The organism is Luteolibacter pohnpeiensis, assembly GCF_016595435.1.
In the GTDB taxonomy this organism is placed as follows: Bacteria; Verrucomicrobiota; Verrucomicrobiia; order Verrucomicrobiales; family Akkermansiaceae; genus Luteolibacter; species Luteolibacter pohnpeiensis.
On the sequence record NZ_JAENIJ010000014.1, the window covers coordinates 55,174 to 75,748 of the forward strand.

At 55.5% G+C, this 20,575-nt stretch carries 20 protein-coding genes; 13 read left to right on the forward strand and 7 right to left on the reverse strand.

Going from position 1 to position 20,575, the window contains the following annotated elements:
* Window positions 1-92: 92 nt before the first annotated feature.
* Window positions 93-1,232, forward strand: coding sequence for a GntR family transcriptional regulator (locus JIN85_RS10260; RefSeq protein WP_200270305.1), 1,140 nt, complete (start codon window positions 93-95; stop codon window positions 1,230-1,232).
* A gap of 14 nt (window positions 1,233-1,246) precedes the next feature.
* Here the strand turns inward: JIN85_RS10260 and JIN85_RS10265 are convergent, their stop codons facing one another.
* Complete coding sequence (locus JIN85_RS10265) at window positions 1,247-2,254, reverse strand: hypothetical protein (RefSeq protein WP_200270306.1); 1,008 nt, start codon at window positions 2,252-2,254, stop codon at window positions 1,247-1,249.
* On the reverse strand, window positions 2,251-2,895 hold the full coding sequence (locus JIN85_RS10270) for a sigma-70 family RNA polymerase sigma factor (protein ID WP_200270307.1): 645 nt from the start codon (window positions 2,893-2,895) through the stop codon (window positions 2,251-2,253). Before JIN85_RS10270 ends, JIN85_RS10265 begins: the two co-directional genes overlap by 4 nt.
* A gap of 193 nt (window positions 2,896-3,088) precedes the next feature.
* Here JIN85_RS10270 and JIN85_RS10275 point away from each other — a divergent pair, with 193 nt between their 5' ends.
* Window positions 3,089-6,829, forward strand: coding sequence for a glycoside hydrolase family 97 N-terminal domain-containing protein (locus JIN85_RS10275; RefSeq protein ID WP_200270308.1), 3,741 nt, complete (start codon window positions 3,089-3,091; stop codon window positions 6,827-6,829).
* A 104-nt stretch (window positions 6,830-6,933) separates the two neighbouring features.
* On the opposite strand, the gene JIN85_RS10280 is transcribed toward JIN85_RS10275, so the two are convergent.
* From JIN85_RS10280 to JIN85_RS10300, 5 genes are all read right to left on the reverse strand, one after another.
* Complete coding sequence (locus tag JIN85_RS10280; RefSeq protein ID WP_200270309.1) at window positions 6,934-8,202, reverse strand: aspartate aminotransferase family protein; 1,269 nt, start codon at window positions 8,200-8,202, stop codon at window positions 6,934-6,936.
* Between the two features lie 171 nt (window positions 8,203-8,373).
* A complete protein-coding gene (locus JIN85_RS10285; protein ID WP_200270310.1) occupies window positions 8,374-9,891 on the reverse strand; it encodes an FAD-binding protein in 1,518 nt (505 codons plus the stop codon).
* A 187-nt stretch (window positions 9,892-10,078) separates the two neighbouring features.
* Window positions 10,079-11,134, reverse strand: coding sequence for an NAD(P)-dependent alcohol dehydrogenase (locus JIN85_RS10290; RefSeq protein ID WP_200270311.1), 1,056 nt, complete (start codon window positions 11,132-11,134; stop codon window positions 10,079-10,081).
* A gap of 126 nt (window positions 11,135-11,260) precedes the next feature.
* On the reverse strand, window positions 11,261-11,707 hold the full coding sequence (locus tag JIN85_RS10295; protein ID WP_200270312.1) for a DUF5069 domain-containing protein: 447 nt from the start codon (window positions 11,705-11,707) through the stop codon (window positions 11,261-11,263).
* 12 nt (window positions 11,708-11,719) lie between these two features.
* Entirely contained in the window at window positions 11,720-12,769 is a 1,050-nt protein-coding gene (locus JIN85_RS10300; RefSeq protein WP_200270313.1) for an alkene reductase, read from the reverse strand.
* 101 nt (window positions 12,770-12,870) lie between these two features.
* On the opposite strand from JIN85_RS10300, the gene JIN85_RS10305 reads away from it, so the two are divergent.
* The 11 genes from JIN85_RS10305 (at window position 12,871) to JIN85_RS10355 (ending at window position 20,558) form a co-directional block, all read left to right on the forward strand.
* On the forward strand, window positions 12,871-13,194 hold the full coding sequence (locus tag JIN85_RS10305; RefSeq protein ID WP_200270314.1) for an ArsR/SmtB family transcription factor: 324 nt from the start codon (window positions 12,871-12,873) through the stop codon (window positions 13,192-13,194).
* 283 nt (window positions 13,195-13,477) lie between these two features.
* Entirely contained in the window at window positions 13,478-13,882 is a 405-nt protein-coding gene (gene rpsL, locus JIN85_RS10310; RefSeq protein WP_200270315.1) for a 30S ribosomal protein S12, read from the forward strand.
* A gap of 37 nt (window positions 13,883-13,919) precedes the next feature.
* The gene (gene rpsG / locus JIN85_RS10315; protein WP_200270317.1) at window positions 13,920-14,393 is read left to right on the forward strand and encodes a 30S ribosomal protein S7; all 474 of its coding nucleotides are present in this window, start codon (window positions 13,920-13,922) and stop codon (window positions 14,391-14,393) included.
* A gap of 55 nt (window positions 14,394-14,448) precedes the next feature.
* On the forward strand, window positions 14,449-16,590 hold the full coding sequence (fusA, locus tag JIN85_RS10320; RefSeq protein WP_325109005.1) for an elongation factor G: 2,142 nt from the start codon (window positions 14,449-14,451) through the stop codon (window positions 16,588-16,590).
* 47 nt (window positions 16,591-16,637) lie between these two features.
* A complete protein-coding gene (gene rpsJ / locus JIN85_RS10325) occupies window positions 16,638-16,946 on the forward strand; it encodes a 30S ribosomal protein S10 (protein ID WP_200270320.1) in 309 nt (102 codons plus the stop codon).
* Between the two features lie 57 nt (window positions 16,947-17,003).
* Entirely contained in the window at window positions 17,004-17,639 is a 636-nt protein-coding gene (gene rplC, locus JIN85_RS10330) for a 50S ribosomal protein L3 (RefSeq protein ID WP_200270322.1), read from the forward strand.
* Between the two features lie 37 nt (window positions 17,640-17,676).
* Window positions 17,677-18,285 (forward strand): 50S ribosomal protein L4, encoded by a 609-nt coding sequence (gene rplD / locus JIN85_RS10335; protein WP_200270324.1) that lies wholly within the window; start codon window positions 17,677-17,679, stop codon window positions 18,283-18,285.
* Window positions 18,286-18,308: 23 nt separating this feature from the next.
* The gene (rplW, locus tag JIN85_RS10340) at window positions 18,309-18,593 is read left to right on the forward strand and encodes a 50S ribosomal protein L23 (RefSeq protein ID WP_200270326.1); all 285 of its coding nucleotides are present in this window, start codon (window positions 18,309-18,311) and stop codon (window positions 18,591-18,593) included.
* A 59-nt stretch (window positions 18,594-18,652) separates the two neighbouring features.
* On the forward strand, window positions 18,653-19,495 hold the full coding sequence (gene rplB / locus JIN85_RS10345; protein ID WP_200270328.1) for a 50S ribosomal protein L2: 843 nt from the start codon (window positions 18,653-18,655) through the stop codon (window positions 19,493-19,495).
* A gap of 41 nt (window positions 19,496-19,536) precedes the next feature.
* Complete coding sequence (rpsS, locus tag JIN85_RS10350) at window positions 19,537-19,809, forward strand: 30S ribosomal protein S19 (protein ID WP_200270330.1); 273 nt, start codon at window positions 19,537-19,539, stop codon at window positions 19,807-19,809.
* A 35-nt stretch (window positions 19,810-19,844) separates the two neighbouring features.
* A complete protein-coding gene (locus tag JIN85_RS10355) occupies window positions 19,845-20,558 on the forward strand; it encodes a hypothetical protein (protein ID WP_200270331.1) in 714 nt (237 codons plus the stop codon).
* Window positions 20,559-20,575 lie beyond the last annotated feature (17 nt).

Sequence of the window (20,575 nt, forward strand, 5' to 3'; positions counted from 1 at the left end):
TGACGAATTTTTCCTATCATGCTGACAGCTCACAATGTTCATGTTGCGAACCTGAAAGGTTTCTGCCAGTACAGGATGCCAAGCCTGTCACTATGAGCGAACTTCCTGAGCACCCGGTCCGATATCGTGAAGTAGCGCGTCAGCTACGGGACGAAGTGATTTCCGGTCGCTACGGCAAAAACGGTAAGATGCCGAGCGAGGCGCAATTGGTGAGTCGGTTTGGCGTTTCCAGGCCGACGGTGGCCAAGGCGCTATCCTTGTTGGGAAGTGAAGGATTGGTTGAACGTCGAGCCGGCTCCGGGACTTATGCGAAATCAGAACCCGCGGTGGCGGAGTCGTCGAAGTTGTTAGCGCTCTTGATCCCCAATCTTGAGAATACCGAGATTTTCCAACTCATCTGTGGCGAAATTGCCAGCCTGGCGCGGCTTCACAACTTCAGCTTGGTTTGGGGTGGCTCGGGGCAGCCCAAACTGGATGCGCAGCTGAATTACCAGCAGACCGAGGAGCTGTGTCGGCAATTCATTGAACGCCGCGTCTCCGGAGTGTTTTTCGCACCGCATGAGTTGATCGAGGAAAAGGAGAAAGCGAATCGCGCCATGGCGGTGATGCTGAGGGAGGCGGGGATTCCGGTCGTGTTGTTAGATCGCGATTTTACCCCGTTTCCGACGCGCAGCGATTTTGACCTGGTTGGAATGGACAACGCAGCCGCCGGTTTTTTGCTGGCGGATCACTTGCTTCGACTTGGCTGCACGCGGATTCACTTTGTCGCGCGCCCGCATTCTGCTCCGAGTGTCGATGCCCGCATCTCGGGTGTCCGGGAAGCGCTCGGCAGAAAAGGGATCAATCCCGATCGAAACTGGCTGCATGTCGGCGAAATGAGTGATCGCAAATTCATCCGCGGATTGATTGGGCCGCTGCGACCGGATGCCTACATTTGCGCCAATGATCATACGGCAGCCTTGTTGATGCGGGAGTTTCACAAGGCAAATGTCAGGGTTCCGCAAGACGTGCGGGTGGTGGGATTTGATGACGTGAAATTTGCCACTTTGGTATCGCCGCCGCTGACAACGGTCCAGCAACCCTGCCGGGAAATGGCGTTGACCGCATTTCGGGCAATGATGGCGAGACAGTCCGATCCGATGCTGCCGGCGTGTCATCTGACTTTGCCGCCACGACTGGTGATCCGTGATTCATGCGGCGCATATTTGCCACGGACCTCAGCGGTTTCGTAAACGGGGTGAAGGCTTTATTCGGGCGGGTAGACTTCGATCGAAAGGTCGTCCAAAAATAGAACCGCATCGGGAGATCGGCTGTCGATCGAGAGCGATAGCTCGCGATTCTCCAAATTGATCGGGGGTGGTTGCTGGGTAAAATTGATCGAACTATCGCTCGGTGGCGCTTGCAAATCGTCCGGGACGATCAACTCCATCTGGAACTTTTTCCACCCGCCGGTTTCGACCTTGATGGTCGTTTGAGCCGCCTCGTATTGGATCATATCCGGGTAGCCGCTGGCGACGAATCGCAGGCTGCTCCGCAAATGGTGTTCGGTGCCACCTTCGCAATAGACCCAGCCGGTCAGAGCGACGCGAAGCCCGGGTTTGGCTTTGAGGGGCTTGCCGAATTTGTTGAGGATCAGTTGATTGATGAATGCTCGATTTTCCAGACGGACGACGTTTCTGCCGGATTTTGCATAGATTTTTCCTTGGGATACCCTGCCGATTTCCTGGAGCTGTGCGTCCTCGGTGGAAAAATTGTCCTGCCAATACAAGATCGATTTCGCTCTGCCGGATGGACTTTGGCTCAAGTCCATGGCTTCGAAATCACCATTCCTCAGTTGGAAGCTCTTGGACTGGCCGAGGGCGAAGAAAATTGCTCCGACCGCCACGGCCAGGAGAGTTCCGCCAATGATGAACATCGGCCATCTTTTGCGGACTGCGGTCGATAACAACGGACGGCGTGGATTGCCGAAGCGAAGCGTCTGCTCGCGTTGAATGGACCACGCTGGAGTGCCCTGTTTCGGATCGAAAACGATTCGCCGGGTTTCTTCCCATTCCAGAGTTTGAGGTTCTAACACCTCCTGCATCGCTGCGTCAAAACGAAGGCATTGCGCACAATATTGTTGCGCTGCGGGTTCTTCGCGCAGCCGTTGTTCCAGGCGTTTCGTCTCCGCATCGGTCAGGCATTGATCGAGAAATCGGGAGACGAGCCGCTGCAGCTCTGCGTCCGGCGGATCTGGGGCGACAGGGTGGCTCATTCAGATTGGGAAGATTTTGCGTCGACGCAATCGCGCAATCTGGATCGCAGCCGTTCCAGTTTTTTATAGATCGCATCCATGGACTTTCCGCCGGACTCCGCGATGCGTTTCAGTGCTGTAGGATCTTTTGAAAAGTAGCGCGTTTCCAAAAGGCGGCGCGGTTCTGGTCCGAGTTTGTCCATGCATCGGCGCAAGGCGGAAAGCCTCTCGACCGGGGGCGTCGTTTCCTGGAGTTCCTGAGACACCACGGTATCGGCCAGAGATGAAATGATTTCCGGATCGAGCAGTCGCAGCTTGCTGCGATATTTTTTCCGTACTTCACCCATGGCAATGCGCTTTGCACAGGCGATGCAAAAGCCGAGAAAGGCTTCAGGAGTGGAGTCCTGTGGGCCTTTTTTCCATGCGAGCAAGGCGACTTCCTGAATGCAGTCATCCACCACCGAGCGGTCGCTCAAATAGCTGGTGAGAAATGCTCGAACGGACAGCTGAGCTTCCGCCCAAAGCGCGGTGAATGCTTCCGGCGCGGGCTGGGAAAGCGCTGATCGGGCATTCGTTGGCGGACCTTGCGACATTTGCAATAGCTTGTTGGCCAATGGAAAAGAGTTTCCTGACTCAAAAGGCGTGGGGGCGAAATCAGTCATGAAAAGATCGGGTTCATTCGAGACATTCTTGCCTTCGGCCAATCTACCAACATCAAAAAAACGTTCCGGTAAAGAATGCGTTTCAAAATGGAATCGCGCGGAATTCAGAAAATCTGTCAGAATGGCCGGTGGCGGACACTGCATGGTTGTTCAGCGAAAATTACGCAACGACCTACGACCTGCATTTCAAGATATGATAACTCGCCCGATTTTATGTGCCTTGTTAGGCGGAACCCTTGCCACCGCTTCCGCGGAGACGGTTAGCAGCCCGGATGGCAGAATCTCCGCCGATATCCTGATGAACGGCACGCGGCTTTCCTACACGGTATCGATGGATGGAACCGCCGTTCTGGGAACTTCAGCGCTTGGATTCACATGGAATGGAACCGACGTGGGCGATCAGGTCACCATGGGTGAAGTAACGGAAGAGTCCGTAGATGAAACTTTCGCGTCACGCCATGGAGTTCATGCACAGGCGAGGAACCATTATCACGGGAAACGCATCGAGATTACCCACACGCCTAGCGGGAACACTTACATCCTGAACGTTCGTGCTTTCGACAGCGGGATCGCATTTCGATATGAATTGGCACAAAGCGGAACGAAGAATATCAGCGATGAAAGCACGAGTTTTTCCCTGCTTTCCGGCACGCTGATTTCCTCCCAGCAAGGCAAGGACGTGTATGAAAGTATCCCTTCGTCGACTGATGCCCGGAGGTTTGCTTCAGGAACGATCGCAGGCCCTCCACTACTCGGAAAGCTCGCTGGCGACAGGGGTTACATTGCAATTACCGAGTCAGTTCCGGGTCCACAGTTTGGCAATCCATTCCTGACATCCATGTCAGCAGGTGTGTTGAAAGTCACGTATCCGCAGAACGGCGACGGCACTTACGGAGCATCTACAAGCGGCGATCTGCAAACTCCATGGAACGTGGTAATGGTCGGGAGTGACCTGAATGCACTGGTCAATAGTGACATCGTGGAAAGTCTCGCTCCCGCGCCGGATGCTACGGTTTTTCCTGATGGAAATGATACCGAGTGGGCGAAGCCCGGATACTCGTCCTGGGACTGGATGTCGCGGTTTCCGGGCGGCATCACTGCGGAAAATGCCAAGCTGAATTCGTTCTGGGGGAGCCAGCTGGGCTGGACCTACAATACCATCGATGAGGGCTGGGGGAATTGGAATGGTGGCAATCCATGGCCGGAAGTGAAGGAGGTCACGGACTACGCCACTCCTCTCGGCATCAAAACTTTGCTCTGGACGCGTTCAGCTGACCTCGCAACCGAGGCACAGCGCACGGCCTTTTTTACCAAGCTCCGCGATAGTGGCGTCAGTGGATTCAAAGCGGACTTTTTTGATTTCAATTCGGTTTCCCCGGCCGCGAAAGAGCGCGTCCAGTTGGTCGAATCGATTTTGAAGGAAGCGGCTGCTTACCATTTGATGGTGAACTTGCACGGAGTTGCGAAACCGATGGGGCAGTTCAGAACTTATCCGAACTTGCTCAACTTTGAGTCGGTTTACGGCAAGGAGTCCTATCCAGCCGCCAACGTTACCCTCTACTATCCGTTCACTCGCTTCCTCGCCGGTCCTTCCGATTACACGCCACTTGGCCTTCAGGGAAATTTGCAAGGGGCGCAGACCCAGGCATTCGAAATTGCCAGCGTTGCGACTTTTGCCGGTCCGTTGATCACGATTGCCGAGCGCCCGGATCGTGTGGCGGAAAGCCCGTTTGCTCCGGTGATCAAAGGCATTCCGGTTTGGTGGGATGAAACAAAAGTTCTTCCTCAAAGCTCGGTGGGTAGTGCCTCACTGATGGCCAGGCGCAAGGGCGATACATGGTATCTCGTGGTGATGAACGGGCTCAGTGCGAAGAATTACGAAGTCCCGCTGGATTTCCTCACACCGGGAGTGACCTATCAGGCTGAAATCGTCGAAGACTCCAGTGACGAGCTGGTTCATCGCACCGTGACCAGTGGTGATACTTTGAGTGTTGAAGCAGCCTCAAGCGGTGGATATGTGGCGCGATTCACGATCCCTTCCACGGCGAAAATCGATCAATTCCCTTTTGTCACCCATTTCAATACGGGCCGCGGTTCGGTCTATGCGGAGAATGGTGAAATCCTAAGCGAGGAAAGCTGGGCTTCGAATTTGTTAGAAGAGCCGATGCCCAAGATTCTTTGGGATATTTCCAGTGCGGGAACCTTGTTAGAGCCAAAGCTGGATTTTACGGACCCTTATGAAGGTGGTTCTTCGTTGCGGGTCTCCGGGACTCTGGATGCAGCCAATGATTTGAAATTATATGACGCGGATTTGACGGTGACGACCGATAGTCGGCTGGCGCTTTCATTCAAGCGTGGCGCAGTGACCGACTCGAATTTGCAGATCGGACTCGAGTTCGAAGATGCTTCCGGCTCGCCCATTTTCATTGATGTCGGAGCGGCAGAGAATGCGGGGTGGAATGATCGTGAACTCAGTCTTGCAGCCTACGCAGGAAGAACCATCACTGGCATTTCCCTGCGGTTTACAAGTGCGACGACGATCGCGGATTATTCGATCAAGATCGGGCGTTTGGCGATTTATCATACCTCACTTACCTCAGCCGCACCGGTCACCAATCTGCAGGCTCAGAATGTCGAATTCATCAGCTTGGATTCATTCAATGCAACGCTTCAGTGGACTGCTGCCGAAGGGGAAATCAGTTATTATCGGATCTATCAGAAGAATCCAGTATCAGGCGCCCGCGTGTGGTTGGGGGCAACGGCCGGGAGCTCCTTCGATCTAACCGGTGCTTCACGCAAGGATGCGGAAGCTTCCGCGGTTTTGCAAGTGGTCGCCGTTGGCACCAATGGCATGGCCTCTGATGAAGTGGAAACCGAGATTGCGTTGCCGGAAATCCCATCTCTAACCAATCCTCTTGCTGGAACGATCATTGGCACGACGGGATCGTTTCAAGGTTCGGGAAATACCCGGGACAAGGTTTTCGATGACAATGTGACCACATTCTTCGATGCGGCTGTTAGCGATGGAGTTTGGGCTGGCATTGACCTCGGTGCTGATGGGGCGAGCAAGGTGATCGCGCTGCGTTACTATCCACGCGATAGCTGGTCTGCGCGCATGGTGGGCGGCGTATTCCAGGGCGCGAATCAGGCCAATTTCAGCGATGCGGTTACTCTTTTCACCATCGATCAAACGCCCACCGAAGGAACCTATACGCTGGTTCCCATCAGCGTGGATCAAACCTTTCGCTATCTCCGCTATCTGTCGCCGAATGGTGGATGGGGCAATGTGGCGGAAGTGAAGTTTTACGGCCCGGGGACTCCTGTTGCTCCAGAAGTGAACGGGGCGGACCGATCCGAGGGTTCCGTCATTCTGAAATGGTCGACTGTTGCCGGAGCGGATTCCTACAAGGTCAAGCGGAGCATGGTGTCGGGCGGACCTTACGAAGTCGTGGCAGAGAATCTAACCGAACCGGTTTTCACCGATAGCGGACTTTCGCCAGATAGCTCGTATTACTACGTGGTCGTTGCCGTTTCGTCATCGGACGGCGACGGCGTCGATTCTGCGGAAGTCGAAGCCGTGGACGGATTCGTCGCCTGGGCACTGGGAAACGGTTTGCCTGAGACCGCGGGATTTGACGGGGACGCCGATGGCAATGGCATCAAGGATGGCTTGGAATACGCGGTTCCGGCGGGGTTGCAATTCAATCCACCGGATCAAGCACAGGTCGAGTTGTCCGCCGATTTGCGGAATGATCCATTTCTAACAATGGCACTATTTCATTCGTTCGATCTAACCATCTGGTCTGAAGTTCCCTCACTCGAAGACGTGGAACAAGACGGAGTTCCAAGCGGATTTCATCGGGTGAAATTCTTTGATCAAGCGACCGGAGATTTTCAATCGCGTGGATTTTACCGATTGCAGGTATCCCGCTGATTCATCAATCGGACTGATTTGTCTGTTAGAAATTATAATAAAAAAAGCCCCGGGGTTTGCTGGAACACCGGAGCTTTGGAGGTCGGAAATGAAGTGTTGCGAAATCAGCGGTCGGCCACGGATTCGAGGACGTTTTTGAAAATGGAGAGTCCTTCCTCGATCTCTACGGTTGTTGCATTGAGCGGAGGCAGCCAGCGCACGACGTTCGGGCCGGCGGGAACCACCAGCAATCCGGCGTCGAGGCAGAGTTGGCCGATCCAGATCGATGGCATCGCGCCATTTGATTTCGTCTCAATGAACGGGCCGTTGAGCTCGAAACCGATCATGCAGCCGAAAGCGCGGACAGCTTTCAGGATGGGGAGCTCCCACGAGGTTGCGGTATCGGCGATGGTGCTGCCCAGCTGTTTGGCGTGAACCTGGAGCTGATCGCGAAGGATCACCTTGAGCGTTGCGAGCGCGGTGGCGCAGGCGAGTGGCGAACCGCCGTAGGTGCTGCCATGGCTGCCAGCGGCGAGAATGTCGCAGAGGTCCGTGCCAGCGGCGTCGCCGACAGGGCGTTTGCGAGCCCAGAACGAACCCAGCGCATAGCCACTGCCAATGGATTTCGCCCAGCTGATCGCATCCGGCAAAATTTCGTCACCCGGAACGATGGCACGCCATCCGCCGAATTCACCGGTCCGGCCGAGGCCGCATTGGATTTCATCGAGCAGCAACAGCAGATCGTGTTGATCGCGGAGCTTGGCCGCGGCCCGAAGAAACTCCGGGGTCGCGGGCATGATGCCGCTTTCACCCTGCACAGGCTCCATCATGATGGCCACGGTGTTCGGGGTGATCGCTGCTTCCAGAGCGGCGACATCATTGAAAGGAAGGTATTTGAAGCCAGGCACCAGCGGGCCAAATCCGCCGTGGACTTTTTCCTGCGCGGTCGCCGTCATGGTGGCGAACGTCCGGCCGTGGAAGCTGCCGGTGAAGGTCAGGATTTCATGGCGCGGAGTGCCGTCTGCCGCTGGTTTGGCGATGCCGTATTTGCGGGCGATTTTGATCAGCCCCTCATTGGCTTCGGCTCCGGAGTTGCCGAAAAAGCATTTTCCGGGGATGCCGAGGACATCCTCCACCAGAACTTTCGCCAGCTCGCCTTGCTGCGGAATTTGATACCAGTTCGAGACATGGATCAGCTTTGCCGCTTGCTCTTGAATGGCTTGCACGACTTCCGGGTGGGAATGACCGAGCGGGCAGACTGCCACGCCGCCTGCGAAGTCGAGGAACTTTCGGCCCTCTCGATCCCACAGATACGAGCCTTCGCCCCGTTCGGGAGAGAAATCGTAGCGCCGATAATTCGGCATGGTGTATTGATCGAGATTTGCGTCACTCATGGTCGTTTCGAAAAGGGGGAGACGAATGCCGTTTTTCGGCCCCGGCTGCAATGAGATATTTTCAACCGGTTGACTGGTCTCATGGCTGTGATGGCGATCCGCCCATATCGATGGTGTTAGATGCGGTGATGATCGGTAAGTTGGGCGAATGCTTCTACTCCCAACCTTGGTTCACTTGGGGGCGAGCGGCAGTAGATATTTCTGCCAGAACAGATTGGAGAAGCGATCCGTTGGATCGTATTTACGTTTGAGCGCCGCAAAGTGGGATGCGTTTGGGTAGGCTTGCTGGAATTGTCTCAAAGTGGCATGGGGCCGATAGGGTAGGTAATAGCTACCGTCACAGGCTAAGACCGCATCGATCAGGTCTTGGGTGAGTTTCCGCATTTGGTCATCACCGGTCTGTTGATTGGCATAATTGAATAAGATGACGAGAGCGTAGCGATCCTGCCTGGCGTAGCGTAGATAAGTATCGGGATCAGCGCGGACTTTACGAACCGTGATATTGAGCAAATCCATTTGTGGATAACGTGGAATGATTTCGCGGGCGTGTTCCACGAAGGCGTCGAGTGAATCCGGCGGGACGAAGTATTCGTGCAAAATTTCCGCCCGTGAAGGATCCCGATTTGCAAACCAATCGGCGGATAGATTCATGATTTGGTTTCGATCCTGAGTCGAGTTTGCGGTGCCGCCAAAGTGGGATTCAAAATTCCATCGGAGCTCTTTACCGTATTCGTTACCAACGCCGGAGCGGAAAACTTTACGGGCGAGCTGAAGCTTCAACTTGCTCAACCAACTCGCCTCCGGGCTGTTGGAATTCACTTCGCCACTTTGTTTCTCCAGCACGGTGATGAGCGCTTCGTTGAGATACGAAGGTTTTGCCACGCTGATCCTGCCGTAAGCCATGCCTGCATCATGCTGATGGATCATGGATTCATAGGTCGAATGATAGTTCGATAGGCTCGTCCGGGTGGTCGTTGCGCGATATCGTGCGTTATCGGTGACTCGCAGTTTGACATCGGTGATGATTCCGAAAAGCCCGTAGCCGCCGAGAGCGAGTGAGAACAACTCGGGATTTTGGCGACGGCTGCAGTCTCTTATTTTGCCATCGGCAGTAACGATGGTGAAGGCTTCGACGGTGCTGGCGATCGGTGGGGAATCCGGTTGCCAGCCGTGGCAATTGACCGAAATGCTGCCGCCGATGCTGAAGTCGTTGTTCGATTGCATGACGGCAACTGATTTGCCGAAGGAATCGAGATAAGGAATCACTTCGGACCAACGCGCGCCTGCTCCAGCGGTTAGCAAATGGGTAGAAGGATCAAAACTGAGCCGGTTCACCGGTAGCATGTTGATCACCACGCCGCCCGGGGTGAACGTGTGGCCGCCCATCGAATGTCTGGCTCCACTGACAGAGATTTTCTTTCCCTGGGTTTCTTCGGAACGGATCAACCGGGAAATTTCACGAGCTGCCAGTTCCGGATCGGAGGACGGAGTAAAGACAGTAGCCTGATTGGAATACATCCGGCTGGCATCATTTTGTCCCGGTTGAGTCGCTGGCAGCGGATGTCGCAGGTCATGATAAATCGCAGAAGTTACTGGAGCGATTCCGCAGCTGCTGAGCAAAATGCCTAGCGGCACCGCCAGCACGAAGCGGGATAGGCATGAATGAAACCAGGAAGTGCTTTTTAGCATCTGCAACTTCTTGGAAAATCCCGTCTCGATGGCGAGCCGTTTGTGAAAAACAATCAGCCGCCGTCGTGAAAAGGAAAAGCAGCGGGAAATGTCACCGCATCATCACAAAAATGCCACTGGGCCGCTTGACTGTTTCTGATGAAACGAAGTCGCTGCGACTCAGTGGCGGTGAGATGCTGAAAACGGATCAGGCTTCGTTTTTTAGCGACTGCATGTCGATGACGAAGCGGTATTTGACGTCGCTCTTGAGAATGCGTTCGTAGGCGTCGTTGACTTGCTGGATATCGATCATCTCGATGTCGGAGGCGATGTCGTGCTTGCCGCAGAAATCGAGCATTTCCTGGGTTTCTTTGATCCCGCCGATGAGGGAGCCGGTGAGAACCTTGCGACCAAAGATCAGGCCGAACGCTGCCACTGGGAGTGGTTTTTCCGGCGCGCCCACCAAGGTGAGGGTGCCGTCGATTTTCAGCAGGTTCAGGTAGGTGTTGATGTCGTGGTCTGCGGAAACGGTGTCGATGATGAAATCAAAGCTGCCGACTTGAGCTGCCATTTCGTCTTCGTTTTTCGAAACGACAACTTCGTCCGCGCCGAGGCGTTTGGCATCTTCGGTTTTTCCTGGGGAAGTGGTGAAGAGAACCGTTTTGGCACCAAAGGCGTGGGCGAACTTGAGTGCCATGTGGCCGAGTCCGCCAAGGCCGACGACGCCGACTTTATCGCCGGGCTTGATGCCCCAGCGCTTGATCGGTGAGTAGGTGGTGATACCGGCGCAAAGCAATGGCGCGACGGCAGCCAGTTCGAGATTTTCAGGCACGCTGAGCACAAAGGACTCATCGACGACGACACGGTCTGAATAACCACCGAAGGTATGGCCGTCGGTGTGTTTGTCGGGGCTGTTGTAGGTGAAGATCGCACCTTTTTCGCAGAATTGCTCCTGGTGTGCGTCGCATGAGGCACACTCGTGGCAGGAATCGACCATGCAGCCGACGCCGACGAGGTCACCGGCTTTGAACTTTTTCACATGATCTCCGACCTGGGTGATGCGGCCGACAATTTCGTGGCCAGGCACGCAGGGGTAGACCGTGTTGCTCCACTCATTTCGGGCTTGGTGGATATCGGAGTGGCAGACTCCGCAGAAAAGAATTTCGATTTCGACGTCGTGAGCCGTTGGAGTGCGGCGCTCAATCGCCAGCGGCTTGAAAGTGTCAGTAGGGTTGTGGACAGCGTAGGATTTGGTGGAAGTCATGGATGGGAAGTCGGGTTTAACACTCGGTCCGTTACCGAAAGCATCGGATGGGGAAATGGCAACATGTGGATTGCCGTGGAAGCATGAAAAAGGGAGAGGAACCTCTTCCTCTCCCTGGATAAGCGCTTAGGGTTTTCCGCCGAAGGTGACGTAGTCGTCCAAGTCGAGCAGGTCCGCCCAGGTGGCGATGTCTGCGCGGGTGGTGCTGATATCTCCCAGCATCTTGGCAAAATACTGCTTGGTTTCCACATCGTCAGGCCCGCGTTGTTCCATAAAGGCCGACCATTGGGCGATTTCCCATGGCTTTGGTTTGGTGGTCGAGTTTTCCTGAACCCAGGCGAGGATTTCGCCGTCGCCCAGGCCATTTGCGAGTTGTTGCTTTAACTGCTCGGGATCGATACCGGCGTATTCAAGAAACCGCTGATCGAGTGGGCAATTGTAGTGGTACTCGCCATTCTTGCCGGCGAGTTCGGCACGGCCTTTATCGAGCATGCGCGGGAGTAAGACATAGCCACCGAGGCGGGCGCGTGGGCTACGAGGTGGGCGTTGGGTGAGGTCGGGGGTTGGTTCCATGATGTCTATTAATTAGAGAGTGGGGTAGTCGGTGTAGCCTTTGCCGCCTTGACCGTAGAAGGTCGATGGATCGGCTTCGTTGAGAGGGGCAGCTTTTTGGAGGCGTTCGACCAGGTCAGGATTGGCAATGTAGGGCACCCCGAAGGCGACGGCTTCGGCACCGCCGTCGGCGACGATGGCCTCGGCCGTTTCGCGGGTGAATTTTTCGTTGGCGATGTAGGGGCCGCCAAATGCCTTTTTCATCAGCGGGCTGATGCTGTCGTCCGCCTGCTTTTCGCGAGTGCAGATGAAGGCGATGCCGCGCTTGCCAAGTTCAGCCGCGACGTAGGTGAAAGTTTCTTCAGGGGTGGAGTCTGCCATGTCGTGACTGTCACGGCGCGGAGCGAGGTGCATGCCCACGCGATCGGCGCCCCAGACGGAAACCACGGCATCGGTGACTTCCAGCATCAGCCGGGCCCGGTTTTCAATCGAGCCACCGTATTCATCGGTGCGCTTGTTGGTGTGATCCTGGAGGAATTGGTCGAGCAGGTAGCCATTTGCACCGTGGATTTCAACTCCGTCGAAACCGGCCAACTTGGCGTTTTCCGCGCCTTTGCGGTAGGCCTCGACGATGCTGGGGAGTTCGCTGATTTCAAGCGCTCGCGGCGTCACGAACGGCTTCATCGGGCGGATCAGGCTGACGTGACCTTGTGGGGCGATGGCGCTCGGCGCGACCGGCAGTTCACCATCCAAATAGACTGGATCGGATACCCGGCCGACGTGCCAGAGCTGCAGGACAATGTGGCCGCCGGCGGCATGCACGGCGGAAGTGACCTTTTTCCAGCCTTCGACCTGTTCTTCGGACCAAATGCCCGGGGTGTCCGGATAGCCGACGCCTTGGGGGCTGATTGAGGTGGCTTCGGAAATGATCAGTCCGGCACTGGCGCGCTGGACGTAATACTCCGCCATCAGATCGTTCGGCACGCGGCCTTCGCTGGCGCGGCAGCGGGTGAGGGGAGCCATGACGATGCGGTTTGGGAGTTCCCAGGCACCGATTTTCACAGGGTCGTAGAGGGTTGGCATGGTATTGTTCGATTTGTGCCGAACTGTCAGGCTTTTGCAGAAAGCGTCAAATTTAAATTTCGATAATTGTCGAACCAGATTGTAGTGCTAGGGTTCCTTGCATGAAAGTCTACCATCATCCCTCACTTGCCGAGATTCCGTTGCCAGCGGTGATGCAGGCGCTGTCGGATCCATGTCGGATTGCCATTGTAAAAGAGTTGCTGACAGAAAACCGCCCTTTGGCGTGCAACGAAGTACCATTGCAGATTTCAAAGGCAACCCGGTCCCATCATTTTGAAGTGTTGCGTGAGGCGGGTCTGATCCACACCCGGGTGGAAGGAACCAAGTGCATGACCTCGCTGCGGGCGGAGGAGATTGAAAATCGCTTTCCTGGGCTACTGCAGCTCATCATCGAAAAAGAAGCCGCCTGCGAGGTGGAGGAATGAAGTAATTTTTGGCAGCGCCAGGGATTTTTTCGCAAAAAAGCCCGGATTCGACGATTTTTTCTAAATTTTTCAAATTAGGACTTGTCAGGTTCGGCTTCATTCCTAAGGTCGCCGCCCCCACATCACGGCCTGTTCTCGCAAGCGCGAAGCAAGACCGCCACATCAGGGAATCAAATTTATCGGGTGCAGCTCCGGAAAATAGGCTCCTGCGAGGAATCTCGCCGGTGCACCGGTTTGCCCCAATGACTCAACATCTGGGAAAAACAGAACCACGCAGGAAATCATGCCGACCATCAATCAGCTCGTTCGCAAAGGACGCCTCACTCCGGCCGAGAAGTCGAAGTCACCCGCCCTTGTGAATTGCCCTCAGCGCCGCGGCGTATGTCTACAAGTCATGACCCGCACGCCGAAGAAGCCGAACTCGGCGCTTCGTAAAGTAGCCAAGGTCCGCCTTACCAATGGATTTGAAGTTATCGCCTACATCGGCGGTGAAGGACACAACCTTCAGGAGCACTCGATCGTTCTCGTTCGTGGTGGCCGGGTGAAGGACCTTCCAGGTGTTCGCTACCACATCGTTCGTGGTTCACTCGATACTCTCGGTGTCGATAAGCGTCGTCAATCTCGCTCCAAATACGGTGCGAAACGTCCAAAACCGGGCGCAGCAGCTCCTGCCAAGGGCAAGAAGTAATCTCGTCATTTCATCAATCATTTTACCCTAAAACGCCATGCCACGCCGCAAGCGCATTTTCACCAAGCCTGATCGTAGCGATGCCCGCTATGATAGTCCGCTCGTTGGTCACTTGATCAGCAAAATCATGCGCGATGGGAAACGCTCCCTCGCACAACGCATCGTTTATGCTGCCATCGACCGCGCTAACGAAGGTATCGATACCGTTGATCCTCTCGAGGTCATCACCCGTGCCGTTGAGAACGCCAAGCCACGCGTGGAAGTGAAATCCCGCCGCGTTGGTGGTGCAACTTACCAAGTGCCGCTTGAAGTTGCTGCAGACCGTTCTGAGTCGCTCGCGCTCCGCTGGATCGTGAACTACGCCCGCAACCGCAAAGGCACACCAATGCACGTGGCTCTCGCGAACGAAATCAAGGATGCTGCCAACAACCAAGGCAGCTCGGTTCGCAAGCGCGACGACGTTCACAAGATGGCGCAGGCAAACCGTGCCTTCGCTCACTTCCGCTTCTAATCTACCATTCCGCCTCATCTGAGATCACTCTCCGCCGTTTCGACGGCCTCCCACTGTGAATCCTAACTCTCCAGACCGCCCATACGTGCTCGAGCGCACCCGTAATATCGGGATCGCTGCGCACATTGATGCGGGGAAGACGACGCTCACCGAGCGTATCCTCTTCTATACGGGGATGATTCACAAAATCGGTGAGGTTCACGACGGCGCTGCGACCACCGACTGGATGGAGCAGGAGCGTGAGCGCGGAATCACCATCACCTCTGCGGCGGTGACCACTGAATGGTGGCAGCGCGCTGAAGAGGGAACGGTGAAGCTCTTTCCAGAGCAGAAGCAACGAATCAACATCATCGATACTCCAGGGCACGTCGACTTCACTGCAGAAGTTGAGCGTTCCCTGCGGGTTCTCGATGGTGCCATCGTGGTATTTGATGCCGTCGCCGGCGTTCAGCCTCAAACTGAAACGGTTTGGCGTCAGGCTAACAAATATCACGTTCCGCGTCTGGTGTTCGTCAATAAGATGGACCGCACCGGCGCTGATTTCGACAACGTGGTTGCCGAAGTTAAAGAGAAGCTCGGTGCCAATGCGGTCCGGATTCTCATCCCAATCGGTGCTGAAGATCAATTGATCGGCCAGATCGACGTGGTGAACCAAAAAGCGGTTTACTTCTCGGATGACGATAAATTCGGCTCCACCTACTCCGTTCGCGAGCTTGAAGGTGAGCTGAAACAAATCGGTGAAGCCGCCTACGAGGAATTGGTCGCAGCGGTTACCGACATCGATGAGCAGCTCGGCGAAAAATTCCTTCTCGAAGAGCCATTCACTCTTGAAGAGCTCAAACAAGGCATACGCCGCGCCACCATCGCCAATAAGCTGATTCCAGTTGCTGGTGGCTCCGCTTTCAAAAATAAAGGCGTTCAATACCTCCTGGATGCCGTTATCGATTACCTTCCGAGCCCGCTCGACATTCCGGCTGCCGTCGGGATGGATCCTGAGAATGAGGATCACGAAATCGTGGTGCCTACTTCGGACAACGAAAAGTTCGTTTCCCTCGCCTTCAAACTCTGGGCAGACAAGTTCGTAGGCAAACTGGTTTTCTTCCGCGTCTACTCCGGAGTCGTTAAAAAAGGCGATACGGTTTACAATCCGCGGACCCGACGATCCGAGCGCGTTGGTCGTCTCATTCGCATCCAGTCCAATCAGCATACGGACATTGATGCGTGCTACGCAGGTGATATTGCCGCCATGGTCGGCATCAAGAACGTCACCACAGGCGATACTCTCGCCGCTGAGAAACACGATGTGGTTCTCGAGCCTCCCACTTTCCCGGATCCGGTCATTTCGATGGCTGTTGAGCCGAAAACTAAAGCCGACCAGGAAAAACTCGCCCTCGCCCTGGCTCGCCTCTCTGAAGAAGATCCGACCTTCATGGTCAAAACCGACGAGGAAACCGGCCAAACCATTATTTCCGGAATGGGCGAGCTCCACTTGGAGATCATCGTCGACCGCCTCCGCCGCGAGTTCAAGGTGGAAGCCAATACCGGCGCCCCGCAAATCGCTTACCGCGAAACGATCACTGCCTCAGCGGGTGGTGAAGGCAAGCTGGTCAAGCAATCCGGTGGCCGCGGCCAATACGGTCACGTCATTCTTTCCGTCCGCCCGAACGAAAAGGGCAAGGGACTGACCATCGAAAACAAAGTGATCGGTGGCAGCATTCCCAAGGAATACATCAATGCGGTTTACAAAGGCATCGGCGAAGCGATGACCAACGGCACCGTTGCCGGTTATCCGGTGATTGATGTGCATGTCGACATTCTCGACGGTTCCTATCACGACGTTGATTCCAACGAAAACGCTTTCACCATGGCGGCCATTTTCGCCATGCGAGATGCCTTCAAGAACGCCAAACCGATTCTGCTGGAACCGGTCATGGCCGTCGAGGTTTCCACCCCGGATGACTATCAAGGTGATGTCATGGGAGATCTGAACCGCCGCCGCGGCCAGATCCAGAACATGGAATCGAAAGGCAAGCTCGCCATCGTCCGCGCCAATGTTCCTCTCAAGGAAATGTTCGGCTACTCCACCGCCGTCCGCACCATTTCTTCGGGTCGTGCTTCGTATTCGATGACTCCATCGCATTTCGAGCAAGTCCCGAACAACATCGTCGAAGAAATCGCCAGCGATCGTCTTGGCTGATTACTCGCTCTAAAAACTAATAGTTACACTAGAACCACTCCCTAACCATGGAAAACCAGAAGATCCGCATCCGCCTGCGCGCTTATGACCACCGCGCCATCGACCGCTCCGCAGCCGAAATCGTGGAAACCGCCAAGCGCACTGGAGCCCGCGTTGCCGGCCCGATCCCGCTTCCTACCCGCATCGAGAAGTTCAGTGTTAACCGTTCCGTTCACGTGAACAAGAAGTCCGCCGAACAATTCGAGATCCGCACTCACAAGCGCTTGCTCGATATCGTTGACCCGACCGCACGCACGGTTGACGAGCTGAAGAAGCTCAACCTGCCAGCAGGTGTTGACATCACCATCCGCATCTGAGCTGACCGCCCCGTCCAATTCGTTTCCAATTTTTCAATCTCTTAAATTTTCCAAGCAATGTCCCTCGGTCTTCTCGGCAAAAAAATCGGCATGACCCGCTTGTTCGACGAACAAGCCGGAAGCATGATTCCCGTCACCGTCATCGACGTTTCGGGCAACACTCTGCTCCAATCCAAAACCACCGAAACTGACGGCTACACCGCCGTTCAAGTTGGTTTTGACGATCAGAAAGAGCAACGCGTCAGCAAGCCTGACCTCGGCCGCTTCAAGAAAGCTGGCTGCGCACCAAAACGCATCGTCAAAGAATTCCGCTTCGAAAGCGGCGCAACTCTTCCAACCGAACACACTGGCCTTGAGACTTTCACCGAAGGTCAATTCGTCGACGTGATCGGCACCACCAAAGGTCGTGGTTTCCAAGGTGCGGTCAAGCGCCACGGATTCGGCGGTCTCAAGCAGACCCACGGTTCCATGATGCACCGCAGAACGGGTGCCATTGGTTGCCGCTCCACTCCGGGCCGCGTTTGGAAAAACCAAAAGATGCCAGGTCACATGGGTGATGTGCCACGCACCATTCAAAACCTCAAAGTCGTCGCCGTTCGCCCTGAAGACGGTGTTATCCTGATCTCCGGTGCCGTTCCTGGTGCCAAAGGTGGCTACCTCACCATCCGTGCCGCCAAGAAAAAGTCCGCGTAATCGCTGGACCTTCCTGAAACCTCTCACGCCTTAAGCCATGTCAGCCAAGACCTTTACCGAAGCAGACGCCCAAGCCGCCAACATCACGTTGGTTGGACCTGAGCGCGGACGCCAGGCCGTTCACGACCTCGTGACCGCCTATCGTGCCAATCGCCGCACCGGCTCCGCCAACACCAAGACCCGCGGCGAAGTCAGCGGGAACAACAAGAAGATCTACAAACAAAAGGGCACCGGTAATGCACGTCACGGTGACAAACGCGCTCCGATTTTCGTCGGTGGTGGCGTTGTCTTCGGCCCACGTCCTCGCGACTATTCGAAGAAGGTTCCAAAGACCGTCCGCAAGCTCGCCTTGCGCCGCGTTTTGGGTGACTTGGTCCGCGACGAGAAAATCGTCACGGTTGATTCTTTCGCCATCGAAGACGGCAAGACCAAGTCCTTCGTCGCAGCAGTTAGCGCCATCACTCCAAACGACAAGGTCGTGATCGTCGGCAACAACTTCGACGACGCCACCCGCCGCGCTGCTCGCAACGTTGGCTGGACTCAATTGGTGAGCGGCAGCGACCTCAATGTGGAAGAGCTCCTCCTTGCCAAGACCGTCATCCTCGTTGGTGACGCTGTCAGCACTCTCGCATTCCGCACCGCCTGAACCCCGGACCCCATACCGAGAACATGAAAGACATTTACCAGGTTATCAAAAACGTCCGGCTGAGTGAAAAAGCCACTCTGCTTCAGGAGCTCAACAACGAAGTGGTGATCGAGGTTGATCCTCGCGCCACCAAGGTCGAGATCAAACAAGCGGTTCAGCAATTGTTCGGAAAGACCGTTGTTGGAGTCCGCACTGCCAACTACGACGGCAAGCAACGCCGCAAACGCCGCGCCGATGCTGGAACCACCGCACAGTGGAAAAAGGCCATCGTTCGCCTCAAACAAGGAGAATCCCTCGACCTCGTCTAAGTCACACGGCCCATTTTGGCCCGACGCTCCAAACGTAACACACAACCGTTCCGCGAGTCATGCCCCTTAAAACTTTCAGACCAAACACCCCTCCAGCGCGCTACAAGCAGCTTCCTACTTTCGAGGAAATCACCAAGAGCAAGCCTGAGAAGAGCCTTCTCACTCCGCTCAAGCGCAGCGGTGGTCGTAACAACACCGGCCGCATCACCACCCGTCACATCGGCGGTGGTCACAAGCGCCACTACCGTCTTGTCGATTTCAAGCGCAAGAAGCTGGACGTGCCTGCGACCGTGCTCGGCATCGAATACGATCCAAACCGCACTTCCCGCATCGCGTTGATCCAATACACCGATGGCCAGAAGTCCTACATCATCGCCCCTGTCGGCCTTGAAGTCGGAGCGACCGTCATGTCCGGTGAAAACGCACCTGCGAAACCAGGCAACGCGCTGCCATTGAAGAGCATCCCGCTCGGAACATTCATCCATAACATCGAGCTGACCCCGGGAACCGGTGGCAAAATCGCTCGTTCCGCTGGCCAAGCCGCAGTGCTTTCCAACCGCGACGACGAGTGGGCTTTGGTGAAACTTCCTTCCGGTGAAATCCGCCGTTTCCACCTCGATTCGTTCGCAACCGTCGGCCAAGTCGGCAACCGCGATCACATGAACGAGGTTTCCGGAAAAGCAGGTCGCACCCGCTGGCAAGGTGTCCGTCCTACCGTCCGTGGTATGACCATGAACCCTGTCGACCACCCGAACGGTGGTGGTGAAGGTAAGTCCAAGTCCGGTGGTGGTCGCCAGCACCTTCTTTCCCCATGGGGTCATGCGAAAGGTCAGAAGACCCGCAACAAGAAGAAGGGCACCAGCGTCTTCATCGTCGAGTCCCGCCATCAACGGAAGAAGTAATCCTTCAACCTTTCCGATATTCCTAAACCGAAATCATTCCCATGCCACGCTCACTCAAGAAAGGCCCATTCGTCGATCAGAAGCTCCTCGCCAAGATCGATGCCGTCGCCGAAGCTGGATCCGACCGCAAGCCCATCAAAACATGGAGCCGCAAGTCGATGATCACGCCTGACTTCGTCAGCCACAACTTTGCGGTTCACAACGGCAAGACCTTCGTCCCAGTTTACGTCACCGAAAACATGGTTGGCCACAAACTCGGTGAATTCGCACCTACCCGTATCTTCCGCAACCACGGCGGTATTGGTAAGAAATAATTCCTGATCAGATCGCTTCAAGCTTCTCCATCGAAATGTTCACTTCGGGTCATCTCACAGCAGCTCTCAGCGCCTTCGGGCTGCTGGCCGGTGCTGCTGTGTGCCCGGCGCAGAACGCGACGACCGAGGAGCTGCATGGAATGATCCTGAGTCTGCAGGAACAGAACAAAACATTGCAGCGTAGTCTGGTCGAAGCCAATCAGGCTGAAAAGCAGGCTACGGCTGAACTCACCCAAATCAGGGAGAGATTGGAAGCGCTGGGTAAGAATCTTCTGGATGGCGATGAGGATCGCCGGATCCAGGCGTTTGCTGACCTCGCCGTGGAAAAAGATCGTAACAAAGACCTGCAAGCCGCCGCTTCCAAGGTGGCCGCAGTGGTCTACGATTACCTCCGCCAAGCCATCGTTTCCGACCCTGATGCACGACTTCGTGTCGAAACTTCGCTAAGAGAGCTTGACGCCGTTCTCGGACTACGCCAGAAGCCCCGCCCCGAAGTTCGCACCGGTACCCTCCAGCAGGCGACTGTCGTAAGTTTGGATCAAGAAAGTGGCATGCTCGTTTTCAATCTGGGAGAAACCCAGGGTGCGAAAATCGGCATGAGCTTCCGCCTCCAGCACGGCCAGCAACCTTATGGAAAAGCCATCCTCGCGGATGTCCGAAAGGATATCAGCGGCGCCTTCGTCGAGACCATCGACAACCTTCAAGAATCACCCCGTCCCGGCGATCTCGCCATTCTCTTAACCGAATAAGCCTAACCGCTTCTAAA